Below are 22,243 nucleotides of genomic sequence, written 5' to 3'. Positions count from 1 at the left end.
CCACTGAAATTAAACGATGTAATTAGTTAAATAGGTCAAAGAATCTCCAGATAACCCAGTTAATTAAGTTACCACCTTGGTCAATACTGGAAACCATTGCAGAACCCTCTGGTAAATTGATACTTGCTTCTGTTGCCATTTGTGTAAATACTGGTGCAATATCGGTTGCCATATATAGGGATAATGCAATCATAATGGTACCTACAATGACAGAGTGAATGATATTACCACGAGCCGCACCTACAATAAATGCGATAACAAATGGAATCGTTGCTAAGTCTCCAAATGGTAATACATTATTACCCGGTAAGATTACTGCGATTAAAACTGTAATCGGTGTCAAAATTAGTGCAGTTGCGATAACAGATGGATGTCCTAAAAGTACAGCTGCATCAAGACCAATTGTGATATCACTATCACCGAATTTCTTGTTTAACCAAGTACGTGCAGATTCAGAAACAGGCATTAAACCTTCCATCAAAATCTTAACCATACGAGGCATTAAGATCATAACAGCCGCCATAGACATACCGATACCGATAATGTCACCAATGTCATAACCTGCAAGCGCCCCAATGGCAGCACCTAGTACTAAACCGATTACCATAGAATCACCGAATACACCAAAGCGTTTCTGGATAGAATCAGAATCTGCTTTTAATTTGTTGATTCCAGGAATTTTTTGTAACCCTTTTACTAAGAAAATGAAAGGTGCATACGATACAGTACTACCAGTTGCTACGGATACACCAGGCATTTCGTAGAAGTCACGAACCATTGGAGTAGTCCAGTCAGCAATCTTAAGACATAAGATTTGGAAAATTACTGCTGCGATTAATCCTTGGATAACGCTTCCAGAAATAGCATAGATAACAGCAGCCATGAAAGTATAATGCCAGTAGTTCCAAATATCTACGTTCATGACTTTTGTTGTTTTGGTTAAAAGCATAACAACGTTTACAACTAGACCTAGCGGAATAATAAACGCCGCTACAACAGATGCCCATGCAATAGAAGATGTAGCTGGCCAACCAACGTCAATTACGTTAAGTTCCACGCCTAGACGATCAACCATTCCTTGTGCTGCCGGTCCTAAGTTAAGCGTTAACAAATCAATTACTAAGAAAATACCAACGAAAGCAACCCCGATAGTTAAACCAGAACGGAATGCTTTACCAGGCTTTTGACCGAAGAATAAACCAAGTAAAAATATCGCTACGGGTAGGATAACGGTTGCCCCTAATCCTAAAAATCCTTGTATAAAATCAACGAATGATTGCATTCTTTTTCCCCCTTATGAGGTGAAGCAAGAGATTTGTCCAAGGAGGCCAGTCTATGAGCTAGCCTCCTCACATAGACAAACATTTTCTTCACTACTTTTTAAGTTCCTCTAAGATTTGTTTCTTCGTATCTTCAATCCCGATACCAGTTAAGAAATTACGAGCATTAATAACCGGGAATGGATACTCCGTTTTTGTCATTGCAGTAGTTACTAGTAAATCTGCTGTGTCTACGTAGCTACCTACCTCAGCAATCTTGATTTGAACTAGATTCACTTCAATGCCATTTTCTTTCGCCATTTCTTCAATCGCACTATTTACAACAGTAGAAGTGGCAATACCAGCTCCACATGCTACTAAAACAGTCTTTTTCGCCATTATCTTTCACCTCCTTCAAATGCAAGTAATTCTAACTTTTCTTCTAGTAATGTTTTGATAGTTGACTTATCCGTCGCACTCACAATAGTTCTTAATGTCTGTTCATCTTGGAAGACTTGCATAAGCTTCTGTAAAAGGGTTAATTGAGAATGTGCTTCATCCATTGCTAGCATAAATACGATTTGTACTGGTGTAGTTTCACTGTCATCCCCCATGATGACAAAGTCTACTGGATTTTTTAAAACAGCAACACTAATTGTTTTCTCGTTAACGTGTTCTACATCCGTATGTGGAATTGCTACTGAAACTCCTGCAGTTGGTAGTCCGGTTGCAAACTCACTTTCACGCTTTAAGATAGCTTGGATAAAGCTCGTCTTGACAAGCCCTCTATCCACCAAATTCTGTGCCACTGTTTCTAATACCGCTTCCTTTGTTTCCCCTTCTACATCTAACAAGATTACAGATTCATCAAATACTAATTTCCCCATTGTTGTCACTCCACTTCTTTAACTTTCGTGCCACTTGTCTAGTCGATTGAGTAACGTGTAATAATCTCGTATACACGCTCTATTGATTCGGCACTAATTAATTCATTTACTTCTCTCTCTGAACCTACTAAATTCATTAACTGCATTAATGCATGAATATGCTGCTGCTTGTCTACAGCCGAAATCGCAATAATCAAATGAATATCATTTTCACTCGTATACGATACCCCATCTTTAATTCGTAAGAGGCTCATCCCAACCTCTCTTGCACCATCCTCAGGAGCAGCGTGTGGAATCGCAACACCTGGTGCAATCACAATATATGGGTCTTTCTCACAATACCGTATCATGGCATCTACATATTGCGGTTCAATCTTACCCAGCTCGATAAGTGGCTTAGCACTTAAGCGAATCGCCGCTTCCCAAGAATCGACTGAATCAACTAACGAAATCGTGTCGCTTGTTAGGAGATCACGTAATCCTAAATCATTTTTAGATAAATCTTGCGTGACATAATTCCCACGTTCAGTCGGATCTAGATATTGTAATAGTGCCTCTTTTAAAGCCCTTTCATTATGAACCGTAGCATGCTTCGAGATAATATCTAACAGACCCTCAACCTGAATGTCATCCTGAACATAACCATGGACACCCAGCATCACTTGTCTTCTCAATCGATATTTTTCTTGCTTTCCAAGAAAAACCTTTGTTACAAACAATTTTTTATTTGTTTCTAAATTAATAGGAGAAAAAATCACATCAAATTCTAATGGATATTTTAAAAACTCTCGGACCGATAAATAATCGAGAAATACAAACTCTGGGAACAACTCTCTCAACTCATTAAACATCAGCCTAGAGACAGAAACTCCTTGTGGACAAACAACGATTGCTTTGATTTTCTTATCAATACTTTCACCGTGTTTGTTCATCCACCCACCAATTAACATGGTTATGAAAGCCATTTCATTATCAGGAATATCAGTTCCTAGCAATTCTCGAATCGGACCAATAGAACGTTTCACTAAATGATGTAATTCTTTAAACTCCCTGCTTACTGATCCTTGGAAAAGGACGGTGTCAGTAAGATGATATTTGATTCGATAATATGCTGGTTTCATATGCTGCATGAGCTTATCTAATAACTGATCGCGATCTTGAAGATAGATACATGCACTTTTTTCAAAATGACGTAGCATATTGTCAATCGCTGGCAATAAATTCGGAATTTCTTTTCCTTCCATCATCTCTATTGAAAAGACATTGGTCGTCAGAAGGTGTAATGTAATAAAAAGTCGCTCCGATAAAGGAATATGATCTATATCATTTAGTAACTCTTCGGTTGCTTTATATTCCTTTGTATTAGAAAGCTCCTGGTATTCAATGGAAAAAGATTTCATTAGATGCCCTTTTTGAATCCTTCTAAACAATAGGATTAAAATATATGGCATCATTTGAAGTTTTTCGTCGGTGAATTTCAAATTAAGCTGATTCTCCACCTTTTCAACACGCTTCTTAAACTCGCAAATCTCCTCATCCTGAATGGTGGCTATTTTCTTTAATCGAGTTTCGCCATCATTTAGCTGCAAGATATGGTAGGTCATATGCATGAGCAATTTCCGAATTTGAAATTCTCTTCCTTCGAGTAAGTAACCAAACTTTCTCGAATAACGAATCGTTAATTCATAATCATCCACATAGCTTTGGGCTTGTTTTAAATCATTTAGAATGGTGTTCTTACTAACATCCAGTTCATATGTGAAATGATTAAGTGACAACTCTTCTTCTGAGCTAAGAATCATCATCAAGATAAGCTGAACTCGCTCTTCCTCACGAAGAATCGTTGTTTCGATAGTAGTAGAAATAGCTTCGCTGTTTCCACTAAGCTTCGTAAACACGGCTTGGTTTACTACGAAATGGCCTTGCCTTGTTCTTTCAATAATTGGGAGATTATTACTCATCAGCCATTCATTTATCTTTTGAATACTATAACCAAGCTGCCTACGCGTTAAATTAAATTTCTTCTCAAGTGCTACACTAGTAATACTTGGATTACTAGTTATCTCATCTAAGATCATTTTGTATCGATCACTTAGTACCACTTGCATCTCCCCTTGACATGTTTTATTGTAACACCTATTATACACCTTTTGTATCCGATTTCATCCCAATTAGTTGAACATCCATTGTACAATATTGTGATTTACATCATTAATCAAAGGATTTACAATAATTGTTCACAGTTATGTACAATTAAATCCTTGTTATTCCTCTTTATTCGTTATACTATTAATTTGTGAAAGCAATTTCATTTCACTTATCTAGTTAAATAGAAAAGGAGATTATTAGATATGACGACTGTTGAACAATTATCGATTAATGCCATTCGTACATTGTCAATCGATGCAATTGAAAAAGCAAACTCAGGACATCCTGGCTTACCAATGGGCGCTGCACCAATGGCCTATACACTTTGGACCGATTTCATGAATCACAATCCTAAAAACTCAAAATGGTTTAACCGCGACCGCTTTGTCCTTTCTGCTGGTCATGGTTCTATGCTTTTATACAGCTTGCTTCATTTATCTGGGTATAATGTAACCATTGATGATTTGAAAAACTTTAGACAATGGGGTTCTAAAACACCAGGACATCCGGAAGTAAACCATACAGACGGTGTTGAAGCGACAACTGGTCCACTTGGCCAAGGGATCGCTATGGCTGTTGGTATGGCAATGGCAGAACGTCATTTAGCAAGTAAATATAATAAGGAAGATTTAGCTGTTGTAGATCACTATACGTATTCACTTGTTGGTGATGGGGATTTAATGGAAGGAATTTCCCAAGAGGCAGCTTCTCTAGCTGGACATTTAGGATTAGGAAAGCTAATCGTACTATATGATTCTAATGACATCTCACTAGATGGAGATCTTGACCGCTCCTTCTCAGAAAGCACACAAGATCGCTTCAAAGCACTTGGATGGCAAGTACTATACGTAGAAGATGGTACTAATATCGAAGAAATTAGAAAAGCTATCCAAACAGCACAAGCAAACAGTGAGCAACCTACATTAATCGAAATTAAAACAGTTATCGGTTACGGATCACCTAATAAATCAGCATCTTCTGCTTCCCACGGTTCACCACTTGGTGGAGATGAAGTAAAGTTAACAAAAGAATTTTACGGTTGGGAGCATGAACCTTTCGAAGTACCAGAAGAAGTATATGCTGACTTTAATGAAAAAATCGTGAAAGCCGGTGCTGAAAAAGAAGCAGCATGGAACACGTTATTAGCTCAATATGAAGAACAATATCCAGAATTAGCCAAAGAGCTTAAGCAAGCAATTAATGGCGAACTTCCTGAAGGCTGGGAAAAAGCAATCCCTACTTTCGAAGCTGGTGTAGACAAGCTTGCAACGAGAGACTCTTCTGGAAAAGTATTAAATGCCATTGCAAAAGTCGTACCTAACTTTATCGGGGGAAGTGCCGACTTAGCTGGGTCTAATAAAACAACAATTAACGGTGAAGAGGACTTCACTAGAAACGATTACACAGGTCGTAACATCTGGTTTGGTGTACGTGAACATGCTATGGGTGCTGCATTAAACGGTATGGCGCTACACGGTGGATTAAACGTATTCGGTGGTACGTTCTTCGTATTCAATGACTACCTACGTCCTTCTATTCGCTTAGCGGCAATTATGAACCAACCTGTAACATATGTTTTAACACATGATTCTATCGCAGTTGGAGAAGATGGCCCGACACATGAGCCAATCGAACATCTTGCAGCCTTACGTGCAATGCCTGGTCTATCTACAATCCGCCCAGCAGATGCCAATGAAACAGCTGCAGCATGGCGCTTATCTGTAGAATCCACTGATACACCAACAGCACTAGTATTAACTAGACAAGCACTTCCTACACTAGAAGGAACAAAAGAACATGCTTATGAAGGTGTTCAAAAAGGTGCTTATATCATCAGTGATTCAGAAAAAGAAACACCAGACGCACTTCTTTTAGCAACTGGTTCCGAAGTACAACTAGCTGTACAAGCTCAGGAGACCCTAAAAGAAAAAGGTATTGACGTACGCGTAGTAAGCATGCCATCTTGGGACCGATTCGACAAACAAGATGCAGCATACAAAAATAGCGTAATCCCTTCAAACGTCAAAGCGCGAGTAGCTGTAGAAATGGGAGCTACATTCGGCTGGGAGCGTTATGTAGGCCTAGATGGTAAAGTACTAGGTATTGACCGCTTCGGCGCATCCGCACCTGGAAATGAAGTAATCGAAAAATACGGCTTCACAGTAGAAAACGTCGTGAAAGCAGTAGAAGAAGTATTATAATTTAATACATTCATCACCCCCCTTTTGGTAGGTAGATATTGATCTATTTACTGGAAGGGGGTTATTTAATTGTTAATTGAGGAGGCTTTATTGGGCATGGTATCTGGTATGTTAATCGGGGGTTGATTAGAGCGGGAAGCTGCTTCTGCATTGATAGCAGTGCTCCGTTACCATTTTCCTCTTCTCCATTGTGATTAGGGCACTGATAATTGCTCTCTGTTACCTTTTTCAGCTTCTCATCCTCAAAAAGGACACTGATAACCGCTCTCTGTTACCTTTTTCTTCCTCTTCACCGGAATAAGGGCACTGATCACACTTCTCTGTTACCTTTTTCAGCTTCTCATCCTCAAAAAGGGCACTGACGACGCTTCTCTGTTACCTTTTTCAGCTTCTCATCCTCAAAAAAGGCACTGATGACGCTTCTCTGTTACCTTTTTCTCCCTCTCCACCGCAAAAAGGGCACTGATAACTGCTCTCTGTTACCTTTTTCTCCCTTCACACCGCAATAAGGGCACTGACACCCCCTCTCTGTTACCTTCCCCTCTCATCCTCAAAAAGGGACACGGATATCCGCTCTCATCCAAGCATCCACCTCCATCCTACGTTATTAAATAGATTATAATAGTTAAAGAGAGTTTGATATAATAGCTAAAATCGGCTTTTTTATGCATACTAGAATCTAAATGGTATAAAAACTTTATAAAGTGAGGATATACGATGATTGCAAAGACTGAAGAAGATTTTAATGGATTAAAAGAGATTGGAAAAATATGTGGGGCGATTCGAGATGAATTAGTCCGCCTTACTAAGCCTGGCATTACGACTAAGGAACTCGATGAAATTGCCGGTGAAATGTTTGAAAAAGCAGGGGCGCAATCTGCACCAAAGGGAGTCTATGATTTCCCAGGCTATACGTGTATTAGCATAAATGAAGAAGTAGCACATGGGATTCCAGGGGACCGGACTATTCAAGAAGGTGATCTGGTTAATATCGATGTTTCCGGTTCCAAAAACGGTTATTTTGCAGATACCGGAATTTCCTTTGTGGTTGGGAATGGAGAGAGCATTGCACAGAAAGTATGTGGGGTTGCTAAGGAGGCATTCTACGCTGGACTAGAAAAAGCAAAACCCGGTTCGAGATTAAGCGGACTCGGAAAAGCTGCACACAATGTAGCAAAACAGCATGGCTTAACAGTCGTAAAAAATCTTACTGGACATGGTATTGGGCGCTCCATTCATGAAGCACCAGACCATATTTTGAGTTACTATTCTCGCTGGGATGATGGAATTTTAAAAGATGGAATGGTAATTGCCTTTGAGCCCTTTATCTCTACCTTAGAAGAGGAAGTTTACCAATCTGAGGATGGATGGACCTTCCTAACCGATGAAAGCATTGTGGCTCAATATGAGCATACAATTATTTTGACAAAAGAAGGACCAATTATTACTACATTGTAGAACAATATAATCTAGTTGCTCTACAATATGGCAAGTGTATCACGAGCTCAAATAGTCCCCCTCTCTAAACAAAAAGCTCCTGTCCTAGCGACAAGGAGCTTTTCATATTAAAAATCATCCGGATTCGATCCAGATCTTTCATTAATATTCAATTCATTAATATGCTTCATTTCATCATCTGTTAACTCAAAATCAAAGATATCAGCATTTTCGCGAATTCTCTCTGCCTTTATAGATTTTGGAATAGTAATCACATGATTCTGAATGTCCCATCGTAGGATGACTTGTGGTACGGACTTACGGTATTTATTTCCGATTTCTGTTAACGTTGGATTATCTAGCAGTCTACCACGCTTTAATGGTGACCACGCCTCAAGCTGTATATTCTCTTGTTCACAAAAAGCCTTCAGATCCACTTGAGTCAAATGAGGATGATACTCCACCTGGTTAATCGCAGGCTTCACCTTGCAAACAGCTAGTAAATCGGTTAAATGATGCACATGGAAATTACTAACCCCTATGGCCCGTACTCTACCATCTTCATATAGCTTTTCGAGTGCTCTGTACGTTTCTTTATACTTCCCAGAGACTGGCCAATGAACTAAATATAAATCTAAGTAATCCGTCCCAAGCTTTTCTAAGCTTTCATCAAATGCTTTTAAGGTAGATTCATAGCCTTGTTGGTCATTCCACACTTTAGAAGTAATAAACAATTCCTCACGTGGGATTGCCGATTCCCGTATCGCCTTCCCAACTCCACGCTCATTATGATAGAAAGATGCTGTATCAATATGTCGGTAACCATATTCTATTGCTGTACGGACTGCATAGACTACTGTTTCACCGTCCTCTACCTTGTATACCCCTAAGCCAAAACCAGGCATTTTGACACCATTATTTAATACTACTGTATCCGCCAAATTCTTCATCATTCAACAACACTCCCTTCCTCCTAGTAAACTAATTTTATCATGAGTAGTTCGAATTATGACTAATTTACAAGGAGAACAAGCTTTTTTTACTAAAACTACACGCATGATAAAAGCACTAATCTCATACACTGAATATTACTCAGAGGGCGGTTAAAGGCAACATACATAGATTGATAGCAACCAAGTTTAAGTGTAAAAAGGTATCGAATCCAGAAGGCCTATAAGAGCGAATCTCCATATCATAGAAGGAGGAGGAAAGTTCGTGACAAGCTTACAAACTAAAGGTAGGAATGTCATTAGAATCACCCGATTAGTCTATAGTCAGAAGGAGTTGGAAGAGATTAAACGAAATGCAGCATATAGTGGAGCAAAAATTATTAGTACCACACCAATATACGACGGTGAAATGATATCCGTTATACTAGATTTAGATAAAAATAAAAGACAATTTTAAAGGTGAATTTTACTTCTAATAAGATAGAAAGCCTTACCGGGACTGGACCTAATGACAAGAAGGGCCAGTCCCCTTCATTTATTATAACCCCCCTTAAAATAGCAATTTTTAATCATAATATTACCAATTATTAATCTTTTATATGGAAACCTTTACATCAAAAAATACGATTGTCATATTAATTAAATAGTATTACTATTAATAACATCACAATTTTTCGTTTTTCGAAATAATTGTGAAAAAATACAAAGAGAAGGTGTATTTATGTCCCAAATGCTAGCATTAGTTATTGTTGTCTTTATCCTTTTAGTTGGGGATTGGATCGCCATTAGAACAAAAGCATGGATACCGTCTATGTTCATTAGTGCTGTCCTATTCCTTATTGGATATTGGACCTTTTTCCCACAAGATATTGTCTCCATCGCTGGTATCCCATCTGCAGTAGCCACGATGCTAATGTATTTGTTAATTACCAACATGGGTACACTTCTTTCCTTACAAGAACTGAAAGCCCAATGGAAAACGATTCTTATTGCTATATCCGGAATTGTCGGAATTATCGTGTTTTTACTCGGAATTGGTACTTTTATTTTTGGATTTAAAACGATGGTTGTCGCTATTCCCCCATTAATTGGTGGTCTAGTATCCGCAATCATCATGTCTGATGGTGCTAGTGCTGCGGGACTTACTTCTTTAGCTGTATTTGCCATCGTCATCTATGTCATGCAAGGCTTTGCAGGATATCCGATTACATCCATTATGTTGAAGAAGGAAGGAAAAAGACTCCTTCAACAATATAGAAATGGTAAATTAGCAGTAACTGAAAACGTACAAGCAGCTGATAAAACGACTGAATCAAACGAATCTAGTCTGAAACTATTTAAAAATCTACCTGATAAATACAACACAGAATTCTTTAAATTCTTTAGATTGATTATCGTAGCATTCTTAGCATACTTTGTTTCAACACTAGTCGAACCTGTTGTGTCCATTAGTCCATTTGTCCTTTGCTTACTATTCGGTATTATTGCGAAAAGTATTGGATTTTTGGAAAAACAAGTATTGCAAAAGGCGAACGGATTTGGCTTTGCCATCATGGGTCTAATGCTTTTCATTTTTGACGGATTAAAGCAAGCAACACCAAGTATGATGGCGGAAATTATTCTTCCGCTACTCGGTTCTATCATTATTGGGGTTGTTGGGATGTACATTTTCTCCTTTATTGCTGGTAAGCTCTTAAAGGTAAGCAAGGAAATGGCCTTTGCTGTGTCGTTAACGGCACTCTATGGATTCCCTGCGGACTACATTATTACGAATGAAGTTATCAACTCATTAACAAAAGATGAAAAAGAAAAAGAGGTTCTAACAAGCCATATGCTACCACCGATGCTCGTTGGAGGATTTATCACCGTTACGATCGTATCGGTAGTACTAGCAGGCATTTTCGTAAGCTTATTGTAAATAGATGGAGGAGAGATTATCATGAACAATCTGCAAGCTCGTATTGAAGCACATATCGATACCTTAAGTAAATTCACAGCAACCCCTGGCCAAGGAACAACGAGACTCACATATAGTCAGGAGGACAAACAAGCTCGAGAATATATAAAAGAAAAGATGAAGGAATACGGATTACAGGTTCGTGAAGATGGATTAGGTAACATTTTTGGAAAACTCGAAGGAACGTTAAAAGATGCACCAAGTGTTCTAATTGGTTCCCATTTTGATTCCGTTCCACATGGTGGATCCTATGATGGGCCTGCAGGAGTAGTAGCCGGACTTGAGGTAGCTGCTTTGTATAAAGAAAAAGGCATTAAACCTAAATATCCCCTAGAAGTGATTGCACTTATCGAGGAAGAAGGTGCTAGATTTAATGGTGGATTAATGGGCTCCAGAGGAATCACTGGTTTACTTAGTGAAGAGGAATTTTATAAGCTAACAGATTCTAATGGGATCACTACAGTAGATGCAATGACTGAAATCGGTCTTGATCCATCACTTCCGAAAAAGAGAGATCCAAAAACAATCAAAGCTTTCTTAGAATTGCATATTGAACAAGGGCCTATATTAGAAGATAAGAAAATACCGATCGGGGTAGTCGAAACAATCGTCGGTCTAACTCAATTTGAAATCACAGTAGAAGGTCAGGCAGGCCATGCAGGGACAACTCCAATGAATCGCCGGGCCGATGCGTTAGTAAAAGCAGCACAGATTATCAGCCAATTACCTAATCTGGCAATCGAAGAAGGTGAAGGTACCGTGGTAACTACTGGAAAACTAAATGTATTTCCAAACGGTTCAAATGTCATCCCGAAAAAGACCGTCTTCACCGTAGATATACGTTCTGGTAAAGAAGAGCATATCCAAAATGTTATTCGTAAAATGAACAACCTAATGGAATCCCATAAGGAGGATGGAATTCAAATTACGGCTACCCAACAATTGTATATGGAGCCTAAAGTAATGAATCCGACCATTGTTAATCTCTTAAAACAAACGAGCGGTCATTTAGAGATTCCCTATTGTTCCATTAATAGCGGAGCTGGTCATGATGCAATGGTACTTGCAGAAGTAACCGATGTGGGCATGCTATTCATTCCTAGTAAAGATGGACTTAGCCATACTCCGGAAGAATGGTCTGACTCCTTGGATATTGCTAGAGCCGTTGAAATTCTTTTTGAAACTGCCAAGAAATTAACGGAGGTAGAAGATCATGATTAATGAAACGATAAAAAAAGGCATTTTACAATACAAGGAAGAATTAACTGCCCTTCGTAGGAAACTTCATAGCGAACCTGAACTATCTTGGGAAGAATACAATACAACCAATTTTGTTTGTGATTACCTCGATCAATTAGGAATCTCCTATCGTAGAGCAGAACCAACTGGTGTAATTGCCACTATTCACGGGGGAAAACCAGGAAAAACCGTAGCATTAAGAGGGGATATGGACGCCCTTTCTGTTGAAGAATTAAATCAAGATTTACCATATGCTTCTAAGTACCCTGGAAAAATGCACGCCTGCGGTCATGACGCCCATACTGCTATGCTATTAATTGCAGCTAAGGTGTTAAATGAAAGAAAAGCCGACCTGCCCGGCAATGTACGGTTATTATTCCAACCAGCTGAGGAAGTAGCAGAAGGAGCGAAAGCATTCGTTAAGCAGGGAGCTGTCGATGATGTAGACAATGTCTTTGGCATTCACATTTGGTCGCAAATGCCGACAGGGACAGTATCCTGTACACCAGGACCTTCCTTTGCCTCTGCTGATTTATTTAGCGTAACCTTCAAAGGAAAAGGTGGACACGGAGCACTTCCTCATGCCTGTGTCGATACGGCTATTGTGGCCTCTTCCTTTGTCATGAATGTGCAAAGCATTGTATCCAGAACGATCGATACACAGCAACCAGCTGTCGTGACCATCGGAAAAATGGATGTCGGCACCCGCTTCAATGTCATTGCCGAAAATGCCGTAATCGAGGGAACCGTTCGATGCTTTGATCCCGAAGTACGGGACCATATCGAAAGCCAGCTCCAGCACTATGCAGATCAAGTAGCCGCTTTATACGGAGCAACCGCAAAACTAGAATACACCCGAGGAACACAAGCCGTTATTAATGAGGAGGAAAGTGCTAAGCTGGCGCAAAACATCGTACATGAAGCTTTTGGTGAAAACGCATTGTATCACGAAAAGCCAACCATGGGTGGCGAAGATTTCAGCGATTATTTTGAAAAGGCACCTGGTTGCTTCGCACTTGTCGGTAGTGGCAATCCAGAAAAAGATACCGAATGGGCGCATCAACATGGAAAATTCAATATCGACGAAGACGCTCTTGTCGTAGGAGCAGAGCTTTATGCTCAGTATGCATGGGGGTATTTAAATAAATAGTCAGTTAGCACCCTTCGCCTCTACAGCTATGATTACGTTATAAGCATTGAACACGAAGACGGACTAATGTCGATAGAAGAAGGCTTCGCAAAAGCCATCCAAACCTTAAAAGCCGTTATGGTGAAAGAGTCTGTTGGGGAAATGTGGTGGACGTAATAGCGTACTAACAACCTTGTCATAAAAATAAGAACAGCCCACTAGTTCCATGAAGTCATGGGGAAACCGGTGGGCTGTTTAGTGAACTTACATTAGTATTAAAAATCTCTACGCTGCTCTTTTTTTTAATAAATCAACTATGGTTCGAATAACGCCAAAGCCATCCGCCATACACACATACTAAACCAAACATAAAAAGACACCAACTGCCGTAGTGGTGTGAGCAGTTCGTGTCCTTTTATCTCAATAGGGGGTATATATCATAAACCAGAAAACAACTAATGAAGAGTGATCCTTACTACAATTTATATTATAAATACCATTTATTAGTAGAATATAAATCCTCTGTAAACTCTTTGTTAACTATTACAATTTAGTAGATCTACTAGACGGAACGAAGATGAACTCTTGTCCATCATCGATTTTCCGTACAGGGATAGATTCATATCAAGCAAAGTAATATGTATTCAAACCCTACTATGAATTGGTGTGAAGTTTATTCAAATTGAGTGATTTTTTTCACTTCATGTATAATGGAGAGGGGGGCTTCACATGAATGTCACATTTAGCATCGCAGGAGATCAATCCATTCTAGTTACTTTCTCTCGACAACATATTCGTAATGAAACTAGTAAAGCCGTTCGAAAACTTGCAGAGCTTGTTGAACAAAAAAAGGTAGTAGGAATGGAAGAGGTAATTCTAGGTTATTCCAGCCTACTCGTTCACTATAATCCAATGAAAATTACTTATGAGTCCATGCTGCAAATACTGAAAGAGCTCCTTCAGCAAATCGACTTATCCAAAAGAGAACAGACTAACGAAGTTGAAATTCCTGTCTTATACGGCGGGACGCTTGGTCCTGATTTAGCTGACGTAGCCCATTACCATCATTTATCTGAAGAAGAAGTGATTCGAATTCACACCACGCCTAGCTATACTGTAAACTTCTTAGGATTTACACCAGGGTTCCCATTTCTAAGTGGCTTATCTAGTAAAATCGCAACTCCTAGACTAGCAAATCCACGGGCACGGATTCATGCAGGCAGTGTCGGGATCGCCAACAACCAAACCGGTATCTACCCAGTCATTAGTCCAGGAGGCTGGCGATTAATCGGCCATACGCCGATAACGTTATATGACCCACAAAGAAATAATCCTTTTTTACTCTCACCTGGTGATAGGGTTACATTTAAAGCAATTACAACGGAAGAATATGATCAACTCATTCGCCAACAGCAAGGTGGTGGTTCCTATATTTGAAGTATTGAAACCCGGTCTTCTCACGACCATACAAGATTTAGGTAGAAAAGGCTATCAAAAATATGGTCTCGCAGTCTCCGGCGCCGCGGATTCCTATGCACATCGAATAGCCAATCTTCTCGTTGGAAACAGCGTACAGGAGGCAACAATAGAAACAACGCTAGTCGGCTTACAATTAAAGGCACGGAATAATATGATCATCGCCATCACCGGTGGTAATCTACAACCCGAAGTAAATAACCAACCCGCGCCGATGTGGACTTCATTCCCTATTCAAGCAGGCGATATACTGAAATTTAATGGAAGTTTATCCGGATGCCGGGCATATGTTGCGGTGGCTGGAGGTATTAACGCCGAAATGGTAATGGGCAGTAGAGCGACTGATATAATTGGCTCGATAGGCGGGATAGAAGGAAGAGCCTTAAGAAAAGGCGACATCATTAAAACCTTTCCCCGATCGTCTAACTGTCCTATTAGAAGAAGATTACTGCCAAGCCTAATTCCGGAATATCCCAACCATATCAAGGTACGGGTTGTACTTGGCCCTCAGGATGATGCATTTACTACGAGGGGTATCAATACGTTTCTCTCCTCTGAATATACAGTATCAATAGCATCTGATCGTATGGCTTGTCGTTTGGAGGGACCAGTTATCGAGCACAGAAAAAGCGCTGATATTGTTTCAGAAGGAATGTTCCATGGAGCCATACAAGTTCCACAAAATGGCCAACCCATTCTTTTCCAAGTAGGTAGACAAAGTGTAGGCGGCTATACGAAAATTGCCGGAGTCATCACGGCAGATTTTCCTAAGGTAGCACAGCTTAGACCTAAGGACCGAATTACGTTTGAATGTGTTACGCTAACGGAAGCACACGCGATACTTCGTGAACAAGAAAGACTGTTCCAACTTCTAAAAGCAAGCAATACTAAAAAGGAGGTTTACCATGCAAAGAAGACAGATTGATCTAAACTGTGACATGGGAGAAGGCTTTGGTGCCTATCAATTAGGAAATGATGATGACGTAATTAAGCTCGTATCCTCTGTAAACATCGCCTGTGGATACCATGGTGGTGACCCCGATGTAATGGACCATACCGTTGCAATGGCAAAGAAATATAATGTCGGTATCGGAGCACATCCTGGATTTCCAAATCTACTCGGATTTGGCCGTTGGAACATGGATATACCGTCTAAGACATTAACTAATCTGATTATCTATCAAATTGGGGCACTTGATATCTTTTGCCGAAAGCATGGCGTAACCATGCAGCATGTAAAGCCACATGGCAACTTAAACAACATGGCAGATACAGATACAATGATTGCAACATCCATTATCGATGCTGTCCAATCTATTAATCCCGAGCTGCCTATATATGTTAAACCAAACTCAGAATTAGAAAAAGTAGCCAACGAAAAGGGACAGCCTATCGTATTAGAGTTATTTGCGGATAGAGCCTATAACAAGGATCTAACGTTAGTACCAAGAAGCCACGTAGGATCGGTAATAACAGACCCACATCAAGTTGCCATGAATGTGTTAAAAATGGTGACGGAGAACCATATTACGACTATTACTGGTGAGAAAATATCAGTAGAAGGACAAACAATTTGTGTACATGGTGATACACCATCTGCTGTGGAGATGATTCGCGTAATCCGGGAAAAACTGGAAGGGAATCAGATAATGATTGCTTCTTCTAACTAATGAAAAATTCAACTTAATAGCCCGTTTCTATGAGAATTCAAGGTCTTTATAATATCGTAAGGTTATACATATACATCTAAATTTTGAAATTTATAAGGATGATTAGTTAGTTGGATAATAATAATACCTTACATTCAACAAAAACAGCTATGAAATCCTAAATCTATACCACCCTAGGATTCCATAGCTACTTTCACTCACCACACTAAAACTCGTCCAATACTTCTCCAGTATCGCCATCAATTATTTTACCTTCAACTAATTTTTCGCTTTGCGCATTAATTGTTAAAATGGCCTTTTGGTTGTCATCATTCCCCAACTGAATTTCCCATAATTCCGCTCCTAGCTGATTCTCATTTATAGGAATGAATTGGGCTGAGATAACTTCTTCAAATTCAGCAGGTGCGAATTCTTTTGCCTTTTCAATTGCCTTGTCTCGATTCATTGGTTGATTTAAAAGTAAGCCCACAACTAAGATGACGGATAGCACTGCAACTATCGTCCATGGACCTCTGTTATTCGTTTCTTTTTCCAATCTATACCCCTCAAATTTTCTGTTTATTTTATTTTCTTTATTCTACCACACTTTGTTGTAGTGGTTAAAATCAAGTGTAGGTAATTCTTTAAAAAACAAATTGAAGTCATATCGGTTTAGATAGTGAAACTCATTTAAGTCATTTTCTATTCGATTATATGGTAGAATTATAATAAACGGAATTTTGCGTATTTTTAACTCGCAGAAATACAGGATACTTTATGGAAAGGATGCGGACAAGTGAAAAAGTGGGTTACCATTATAGTAATTGTCATCATCGTAATAGCCGCTGTGCAATTATTACTTCCCGAGATTGACTCTGCGACAACTTTTCAATCTGATGAAGATACCATATTAGGTAATGATTCAACCATAATTACGGAACATACAGAAAGTCAAGCGACCTTAGCAGCAAAGGCATTTTCAAAAGATGATACGTTATATCGTTCTATCTCTCCAGAACAAGATATGGAAAACGAACCTTTCCTCCCCATTAAACTCAGGGATTCTGGAATAAATGTTAAAGAGATACAAATTCTACTTCAAAAATTTGGCTACGACATTCTTGCAGACGTTAATCTTAATCCCCAAACAGAAAAAGCTGTGAAAAGCTTTCAGTCCCACGTACAACTCGAACCTAATGGAATAGTGGATGAGACTACCTATAACAAACTACAATCCTTGGAACCTAGCAATTTAGCAGAACTAGAAGCAAAAAATAGATTAGAAGAAAAGAAGAAAAACGAAGCGAAAGCACAGGAAGTATACATTCCAGTTCCTACCATCATGCAAAAACCAGAATTACCAAATGGGTGCGAGATAACTTCCTTAACAAGTGTACTAAACTATTATGATTATCAAGTATCCAAAACGAACATGGCAGATAATTACTTACCAAAGAAGCCTTTTACATATGAAGGAGAAAAACGCTTTGGACCAGATCCATACGAATATTATGTTGGGGATCCTCGGGAACAGCCTGGTGGATGGTATAGTTATGCCCCACCCATTGTAACTGCAGCGAATACATACTTAAGTGAGCAAGGAAGTAATAAAAAAGCACACAATATAACAGGAAGCAGTAAGGAAGCCATTATCGATTATCTTCATAAAGGAATTCCTGTTGTTATGTGGGTAACATTAGATTTAAGTGCACCTAAGATTAATTCTCATTGGTACTTGCAAGATTCTGGAGAGTATTATGCCGCGACTACTAATTTACATGTGGTAGTTTTAAATGGAACAATCGGTGATCAAGTTCATGTAATGAACCCGCTACAAGGGCAGGTCACATATAATGCGGATGTATTTTTTAATAGTTATTTTGAAATGGGTAAGCATGCATTAATTGTGCATTAGAATGTTCCAAAATGAATCTATTCTTTCCCCTTCATCGCAGTAAAGAAGGGACACACTAAAAAAAGTGAGTTATTTTACGATACCAGCTCCGGGAAGATACTTTTCCGGAGCTTTTTATACGTAATAAATCACCCTCCCGTAAACGTTATTACATTGATCTCAGGAGAATTGAACAATCGAAAATTCAAAAACGAAACCGCATTACTACTCCCTAACCCCGTACTTACATAGTGCTTCGTATTATAGTATTCCCATAATCCTTTTACACGATCTTGTGGTGGGAAAAAACCTGAACGATACCAGGATTCTGGAACAAATACAGCACCGAGGACGGGAACTCGAATTTGACCACCATGATAATGCCCTGAAATGATTAAATCAAAGTTTTGCCAAGATAAAAACGTACTATCGATGATTTCATCTACCCGTTCATCTACTACTGGAAAATGATTTAGTGCAATGAGTAGATCGGATGCTGACTTCCTTTTTAACGCTTCCTGTAGCTCAAGCAATAATTTTCCTTGATAGGCTACGTACTCCCGACTCCTGCCATATGGCTCGTCAGGATAATACGCAATATTATCAATTGTTTCAGGTGAAATTTCATTTAAAATGGCCAATTCAAAGTAAGTAATATACACCTTGGCGCTACCAATTTGAATAGTATCAATGGATTCTAATAATTGGACACCTCTCTCCTCCATGCCACGAATAAATGCACTTTTTTCAAAATAAGGGGTAACCCGGTAGCTATCCGGATCTGTATTGCCAGAAACAAAATAAGCAACGTCCTTCTTTTCAATGCCATCTAATAACGAGTAAAATGAGGTGTAATCCGTACGATTTTTATTACGAAGCATGTCTCCCGTAAACACAATGACATCATAGTACTGTGAATTAATGGCCTCTATTAAACTAGATTGATTCTCCCCAAATTCCTTTTCATGGAGATCAGCGATTTGAAGAATCGTGAAGCCTTCTAATTCATTGGGCAGCCCATCCATAACAATATCCTGCTTTACAATTGTTATTCGATTATTATCCCAAATAGTATAAATAGCTAGCATGCATAGTCCTACAATGATAAAGATACGACTTCGTTTCCTCCATATTTTCTTCACTTGATACTCTCCTCGGCGAGAAAAGGATGTCCCCCGCTTTCCATTAATCATTTCGGTGAGAAATGGCCAACTCCATTAATCTAAGTCCCCATCCTTACTTGCACCTTGCCTCCATTTTAAAAACTCAATGATGGGTCGTAGCTCTTTTATCTTTTCTTTTTCAATTCGTAATTCCCTTAGTTCATCAATAAAATCCATCCACTCGATATCCAATTCAACATTACCTGATGTCTTTACCCCAACTAATGTTTGAGTATCAACTTGTAAAGCTTTTGAAATTTTATCTAATACTTGGATAGAAGGATTTTCATTGAGATTTCTTTCCATATTACTTAAATAAGATTTAGATATACCTGCTTTTTCAGCTAACTCGGATAGACTGAGCCCCCTAATTTCTCTAACCTTTTTAAGATTTTCACCAATCATGTATCATTACCTCTTTTTCGGACATACAATAATTTTTTCAATTTATTTCCCCCATAATCATATTGTGTTAACGGATTTAATTATAATGCTAGAATATGAAGTTTATATGAGATACTTGTAAAAAAAACTTCATAGCATAATAGAAAGAGCTACTAGCTCTTTTAAAGTTTGGGGTGTACTTGATCCTTCTATGGAATTACTCCGCTGGCACGAGTAGCATTCCCCCCCACCTTATTCAGTCTCGTTTCATGGAATATTCCATCTACCCAATCCATACATTTGGTTGGTTCCAGAAAGAAAGCGGAAAAAGGGTACAGAGAATGTCTGTCTGTTACCTTTTTGACTGATTGTTGCAGCAAAAGGGCACAGAGAGTGTTCGTCTGTTACCTTTTTGAGAGATTGAATCAGAAAAAGGGCACAGAGATCGGGTGTCTGTTACCTTTTTGACTGATTGATGAGCAAAAGGGCACAGAGAATTTCTGTCTGTTACCTTTTTGAGAGATTGATGCGGAAAAAGGGCACAGAGAGTGGCTGTCTGTTACCTTTTTACAAGATTGATGCGGAAAAAGGGTACAGAGAGCGGGGGTCTGTTACCTTTTTGAGAGATTGATGCGGAAAAAGGGTACAGAGAATGTCTGTCTGTTACCTTTTTGACTGATTGTTGCAGCAAAAGGGCACAGAGAGTGTTCGTCTGTTACCTTTTTGAGAGATTGAATCAGAAAAAGGGCACAGAGATCGGGTGTCTGTTACCTTTTTGACTGATTGATGAGCAAAAGGGCACAGAGAATTTCTGTCTGTTACCTTTTTGAGAGATTGATGCGGAAAAAGGGCACAGAGAGTGGCTGTCTGTTACCTTTTTACAAGATTGATGCGGAAAAAGGGTACAGAGAGCGGGGGTCTGTTACCTTTTTGAGAGATTGATGCGGAAAAAGGGTACAGAGAATGTCTGTCTGTTACCTTTTTGACTGATTGTTGCAGCAAAAGGGCACAGAGAGTGTTCGTCTGTTACCTTTTTGAGAGATTGAATCAGAAAAAGGGCACAGAGATCGGGTGTCTGTTACCTTTTTGAGAGATTGATGCCGAAAAAGGGCACAGAGAGTGTGCATCGATGCCCTTTTTGAGAGAATGAAGCAGAAAAAGAGAACAGAGGGAGGCTGTCAGTGCCCTAAAAAAGGAAAGATTCTCTCCTAAAGTAAGGACTGTACCTCCCTCTAATAGATAAAAAAAGCACTAAGACATCATAAGATGCGCCTTAGTGCTAAGGTAGTTTTATTTTGTTACCAATGAAAGAAACATCTTCCCAATATTAATAATCGCACGTTCATCTACATCGAACTTCGGATGATGATGCGGATAATCACCAGCTAACGCCTCACTTCGACCACCGACAGTAAAGTAAACAGCGGGGATTTCCTTCGTATAAAAGGCAAAGTCCTCACTCCCCATCATTGGTGCATCCGTCGATAGGTTCTCCTCACCAAACAATCCTTTAGCAACTTCCTCTACTCGCTTTGTCTCTTCCGGATCATTATAGATAGATGGACAATCTTTTATATATTCATAATCTACTTTCGCGCCATTTTGTGCACAGGTAGATCGTGTAACACTTTCCAATGCTTCCTCAATGATTGTGCGTGCCTCTTCATCAAATGTACGAACTGTTCCTTTTATGACCGCTGTATCTGGAATAATATTATTTGCTTCCCCACTAACAAATGAACCAACCGTTACAGCTGCTGCTTGTTGTGGATCAACACGGCGACTCACGATTTGTTGCAAATTAACGACGAGTTGACTACCTGTGACTAGTGGATCAACCGTTAGATGTGGCTGTGAACCATGTCCACCTTTTCCATAAATCGTAATATTAAAATCATCCTGTGCAGAAGAGAAGTAACCTTCTTTCACACTTACCGTCCCTAAATCTTCCGTAGACATCACATGGGCACCATAAATGACATCAACACCGTCCAAACAACCATCCTTAATCATCGGTACTGCTCCACCTGGGGTAGCTTCTTCAGCAAACTGATGAATGAATTTCACTGTTCCAGGAATCTGATCCTTATATTCACTTAATACTTTAGCAACCCCAAGTAGTGAAGCAGTGTGTAAATCATGTCCACATGCATGCATCACACCAGGCACACGAGATTGAAAGGCAAGTCCGGTTTCTTCTTGAATTGGTAAGGCATCAAAGTCCGCACGTAACGCAATCGTTTTACCAGGTTTACCACCCTTTAACGTCCCAACGACACCTCTTCCACCGACCTCTGTTCTCACTTCGATTCCTAGACTTTCTAAATATGCCGCTATCTTTTTAGGCGTATTCACTTCCTGATGAGAAAGCTCTGGATACATATGAAAATCACGGCGAAGCTCCACTAACTCTGGATAAATTTCTTCTAATCTAGTAAATAATGATTCTAGCATAGTATATTCCTCCGAT

19 protein-coding genes and 1 pseudogene are annotated in these 22,243 nt (G+C 39.3%); 11 read left to right on the top strand and 9 right to left on the bottom strand.

Annotation, left to right across the window (positions count from 1 at the left end; all coding sequences use genetic code 11):
* Nucleotides 1-22: 22 nt before the first annotated feature.
* The 4 genes from MKY78_RS14025 to MKY78_RS14010 all read right to left on the bottom strand — a co-directional run bounded on the left by MKY78_RS14025 (nucleotide 23) and on the right by MKY78_RS14010 (nucleotide 4,254).
* On the bottom strand, nucleotides 23-1,282 hold the full coding sequence (locus tag MKY78_RS14025; protein WP_186870735.1) for a PTS galactitol transporter subunit IIC: 1,260 nt from the start codon (nucleotides 1,280-1,282) through the stop codon (nucleotides 23-25).
* A gap of 91 nt (nucleotides 1,283-1,373) precedes the next feature.
* On the bottom strand, nucleotides 1,374-1,658 hold the full coding sequence (locus tag MKY78_RS14020; protein WP_339213501.1) for a PTS sugar transporter subunit IIB: 285 nt from the start codon (nucleotides 1,656-1,658) through the stop codon (nucleotides 1,374-1,376).
* A complete protein-coding gene (locus MKY78_RS14015; RefSeq protein WP_339213499.1) occupies nucleotides 1,658-2,146 on the bottom strand; it encodes a PTS sugar transporter subunit IIA in 489 nt (162 codons plus the stop codon). Before MKY78_RS14015 ends, MKY78_RS14020 begins: the two co-directional genes overlap by 1 nt.
* A gap of 38 nt (nucleotides 2,147-2,184) precedes the next feature.
* Entirely contained in the window at nucleotides 2,185-4,254 is a 2,070-nt protein-coding gene (locus MKY78_RS14010; RefSeq protein ID WP_339213498.1) for a BglG family transcription antiterminator, read from the bottom strand.
* A 243-nt stretch (nucleotides 4,255-4,497) separates the two neighbouring features.
* Here MKY78_RS14010 and tkt point away from each other — a divergent pair, with 243 nt between their 5' ends.
* Complete coding sequence (gene tkt / locus MKY78_RS14005; protein ID WP_339213496.1) at nucleotides 4,498-6,495, top strand: transketolase; 1,998 nt, start codon at nucleotides 4,498-4,500, stop codon at nucleotides 6,493-6,495.
* A gap of 717 nt (nucleotides 6,496-7,212) precedes the next feature.
* Nucleotides 7,213-7,953 (top strand): type I methionyl aminopeptidase, encoded by a 741-nt coding sequence (gene map / locus MKY78_RS14000; protein WP_339213494.1) that lies wholly within the window; start codon nucleotides 7,213-7,215, stop codon nucleotides 7,951-7,953.
* A gap of 107 nt (nucleotides 7,954-8,060) precedes the next feature.
* Here map and MKY78_RS13995 read toward each other — a convergent pair whose 3' ends face one another.
* Nucleotides 8,061-8,882, bottom strand: a complete 822-nt coding sequence (locus tag MKY78_RS13995; RefSeq protein WP_339217918.1) for an aldo/keto reductase — start codon at nucleotides 8,880-8,882, stop codon at nucleotides 8,061-8,063.
* A 265-nt stretch (nucleotides 8,883-9,147) separates the two neighbouring features.
* Between MKY78_RS13995 and MKY78_RS13990 the strand changes: the two genes are divergently transcribed.
* From MKY78_RS13990 to MKY78_RS13955, 8 genes and pseudogenes are all read left to right on the top strand, one after another.
* Nucleotides 9,148-9,339: a hypothetical protein gene (locus MKY78_RS13990; RefSeq protein ID WP_339213492.1), complete on the top strand. Its 192-nt coding sequence runs from the start codon at nucleotides 9,148-9,150 to the stop codon at nucleotides 9,337-9,339.
* Nucleotides 9,340-9,603: 264 nt separating this feature from the next.
* A complete protein-coding gene (locus tag MKY78_RS13985) occupies nucleotides 9,604-10,800 on the top strand; it encodes a hypothetical protein (RefSeq protein WP_339213490.1) in 1,197 nt (398 codons plus the stop codon).
* Nucleotides 10,801-10,821: 21 nt separating this feature from the next.
* Nucleotides 10,822-12,060, top strand: a complete 1,239-nt coding sequence (locus MKY78_RS13980; protein ID WP_339213488.1) for a Zn-dependent hydrolase — start codon at nucleotides 10,822-10,824, stop codon at nucleotides 12,058-12,060.
* Nucleotides 12,053-13,228: an amidohydrolase gene (locus MKY78_RS13975; protein ID WP_339213486.1), complete on the top strand. Its 1,176-nt coding sequence runs from the start codon at nucleotides 12,053-12,055 to the stop codon at nucleotides 13,226-13,228. The genes MKY78_RS13980 and MKY78_RS13975 overlap by 8 nt, the downstream gene beginning before the upstream one ends.
* Nucleotides 13,229-13,231: 3 nt before the next feature.
* A pseudogene (locus tag MKY78_RS13970) lies at nucleotides 13,232-13,384 on the top strand (sugar phosphate isomerase/epimerase); the annotation flags it as partial.
* A gap of 552 nt (nucleotides 13,385-13,936) precedes the next feature.
* Nucleotides 13,937-14,644 carry a 5-oxoprolinase subunit PxpB gene (pxpB, locus tag MKY78_RS13965; RefSeq protein ID WP_339213484.1) on the top strand — a complete coding sequence of 236 codons (708 nt, stop codon included), beginning with the start codon at nucleotides 13,937-13,939 and terminating at the stop codon, nucleotides 14,642-14,644.
* A gap of 4 nt (nucleotides 14,645-14,648) precedes the next feature.
* Nucleotides 14,649-15,608 carry a biotin-dependent carboxyltransferase family protein gene (locus tag MKY78_RS13960; RefSeq protein ID WP_339213483.1) on the top strand — a complete coding sequence of 320 codons (960 nt, stop codon included), beginning with the start codon at nucleotides 14,649-14,651 and terminating at the stop codon, nucleotides 15,606-15,608.
* Complete coding sequence (locus MKY78_RS13955; protein WP_339213481.1) at nucleotides 15,589-16,353, top strand: 5-oxoprolinase subunit PxpA; 765 nt, start codon at nucleotides 15,589-15,591, stop codon at nucleotides 16,351-16,353. The genes MKY78_RS13960 and MKY78_RS13955 overlap by 20 nt, the downstream gene beginning before the upstream one ends.
* Nucleotides 16,354-16,558: 205 nt before the next feature.
* Here the strand turns inward: MKY78_RS13955 and MKY78_RS13950 are convergent, their stop codons facing one another.
* Nucleotides 16,559-16,888: a hypothetical protein gene (locus tag MKY78_RS13950; RefSeq protein ID WP_339213480.1), complete on the bottom strand. Its 330-nt coding sequence runs from the start codon at nucleotides 16,886-16,888 to the stop codon at nucleotides 16,559-16,561.
* 240 nt (nucleotides 16,889-17,128) lie between these two features.
* On the opposite strand from MKY78_RS13950, the gene MKY78_RS13945 reads away from it, so the two are divergent.
* Entirely contained in the window at nucleotides 17,129-18,247 is a 1,119-nt protein-coding gene (locus MKY78_RS13945; RefSeq protein WP_339213479.1) for a C39 family peptidase, read from the top strand.
* 128 nt (nucleotides 18,248-18,375) lie between these two features.
* Here MKY78_RS13945 and MKY78_RS13940 read toward each other — a convergent pair whose 3' ends face one another.
* The 3 genes from MKY78_RS13940 to MKY78_RS13930 form a co-directional block, all read right to left on the bottom strand.
* Nucleotides 18,376-19,368 carry a metallophosphoesterase gene (locus MKY78_RS13940; RefSeq protein ID WP_339213477.1) on the bottom strand — a complete coding sequence of 331 codons (993 nt, stop codon included), beginning with the start codon at nucleotides 19,366-19,368 and terminating at the stop codon, nucleotides 18,376-18,378.
* 75 nt (nucleotides 19,369-19,443) lie between these two features.
* Entirely contained in the window at nucleotides 19,444-19,794 is a 351-nt protein-coding gene (locus MKY78_RS13935; RefSeq protein ID WP_339213475.1) for a helix-turn-helix transcriptional regulator, read from the bottom strand.
* 1,269 nt (nucleotides 19,795-21,063) lie between these two features.
* On the bottom strand, nucleotides 21,064-22,227 hold the full coding sequence (locus MKY78_RS13930; protein WP_339213473.1) for an amidohydrolase: 1,164 nt from the start codon (nucleotides 22,225-22,227) through the stop codon (nucleotides 21,064-21,066).
* Nucleotides 22,228-22,243: the final 16 nt, after the last annotated feature.

This window comes from Ornithinibacillus sp. FSL M8-0202 (assembly GCF_037975285.1).
Lineage (GTDB): Bacteria > Bacillota > Bacilli > Bacillales > Amphibacillaceae > Ornithinibacillus > Ornithinibacillus massiliensis.
Note: the sequence above shows the minus strand (reverse complement) of the source record. Positions and strands in the feature narration are given on the sequence as shown.

Bases quoted from the DNA above. Each gene is read 5' to 3' on its own strand.
- MKY78_RS14025 (WP_186870735.1), bottom strand. From the start codon at position 1,282: ATGCAATCATTCGTTGATTTTATACAAGGATTTTTAGGATTAGGGGCA.
- MKY78_RS14020 (WP_339213501.1), bottom strand. From the start codon at position 1,658: ATGGCGAAAAAGACTGTTTTAGTAGCATGTGGAGCTGGTATTGCCACT.
- MKY78_RS14015 (WP_339213499.1), bottom strand. From the start codon at position 2,146: ATGGGGAAATTAGTATTTGATGAATCTGTAATCTTGTTAGATGTAGAA.
- MKY78_RS14010 (WP_339213498.1), bottom strand. From the start codon at position 4,254: ATGCAAGTGGTACTAAGTGATCGATACAAAATGATCTTAGATGAGATA.
- tkt (WP_339213496.1), top strand. From the start codon at position 4,498: ATGACGACTGTTGAACAATTATCGATTAATGCCATTCGTACATTGTCA.
- map (WP_339213494.1), top strand. From the start codon at position 7,213: ATGATTGCAAAGACTGAAGAAGATTTTAATGGATTAAAAGAGATTGGA.
- MKY78_RS13995 (WP_339217918.1), bottom strand. From the start codon at position 8,882: ATGAAGAATTTGGCGGATACAGTAGTATTAAATAATGGTGTCAAAATG.
- MKY78_RS13985 (WP_339213490.1), top strand. From the start codon at position 9,604: ATGTCCCAAATGCTAGCATTAGTTATTGTTGTCTTTATCCTTTTAGTT.
- MKY78_RS13980 (WP_339213488.1), top strand. From the start codon at position 10,822: ATGAACAATCTGCAAGCTCGTATTGAAGCACATATCGATACCTTAAGT.
- MKY78_RS13975 (WP_339213486.1), top strand. From the start codon at position 12,053: ATGATTAATGAAACGATAAAAAAAGGCATTTTACAATACAAGGAAGAA.
- pxpB (WP_339213484.1), top strand. From the start codon at position 13,937: ATGAATGTCACATTTAGCATCGCAGGAGATCAATCCATTCTAGTTACT.
- MKY78_RS13955 (WP_339213481.1), top strand. From the start codon at position 15,589: ATGCAAAGAAGACAGATTGATCTAAACTGTGACATGGGAGAAGGCTTT.
- MKY78_RS13935 (WP_339213475.1), bottom strand. From the start codon at position 19,794: ATGATTGGTGAAAATCTTAAAAAGGTTAGAGAAATTAGGGGGCTCAGT.
- MKY78_RS13930 (WP_339213473.1), bottom strand. From the start codon at position 22,227: ATGCTAGAATCATTATTTACTAGATTAGAAGAAATTTATCCAGAGTTA.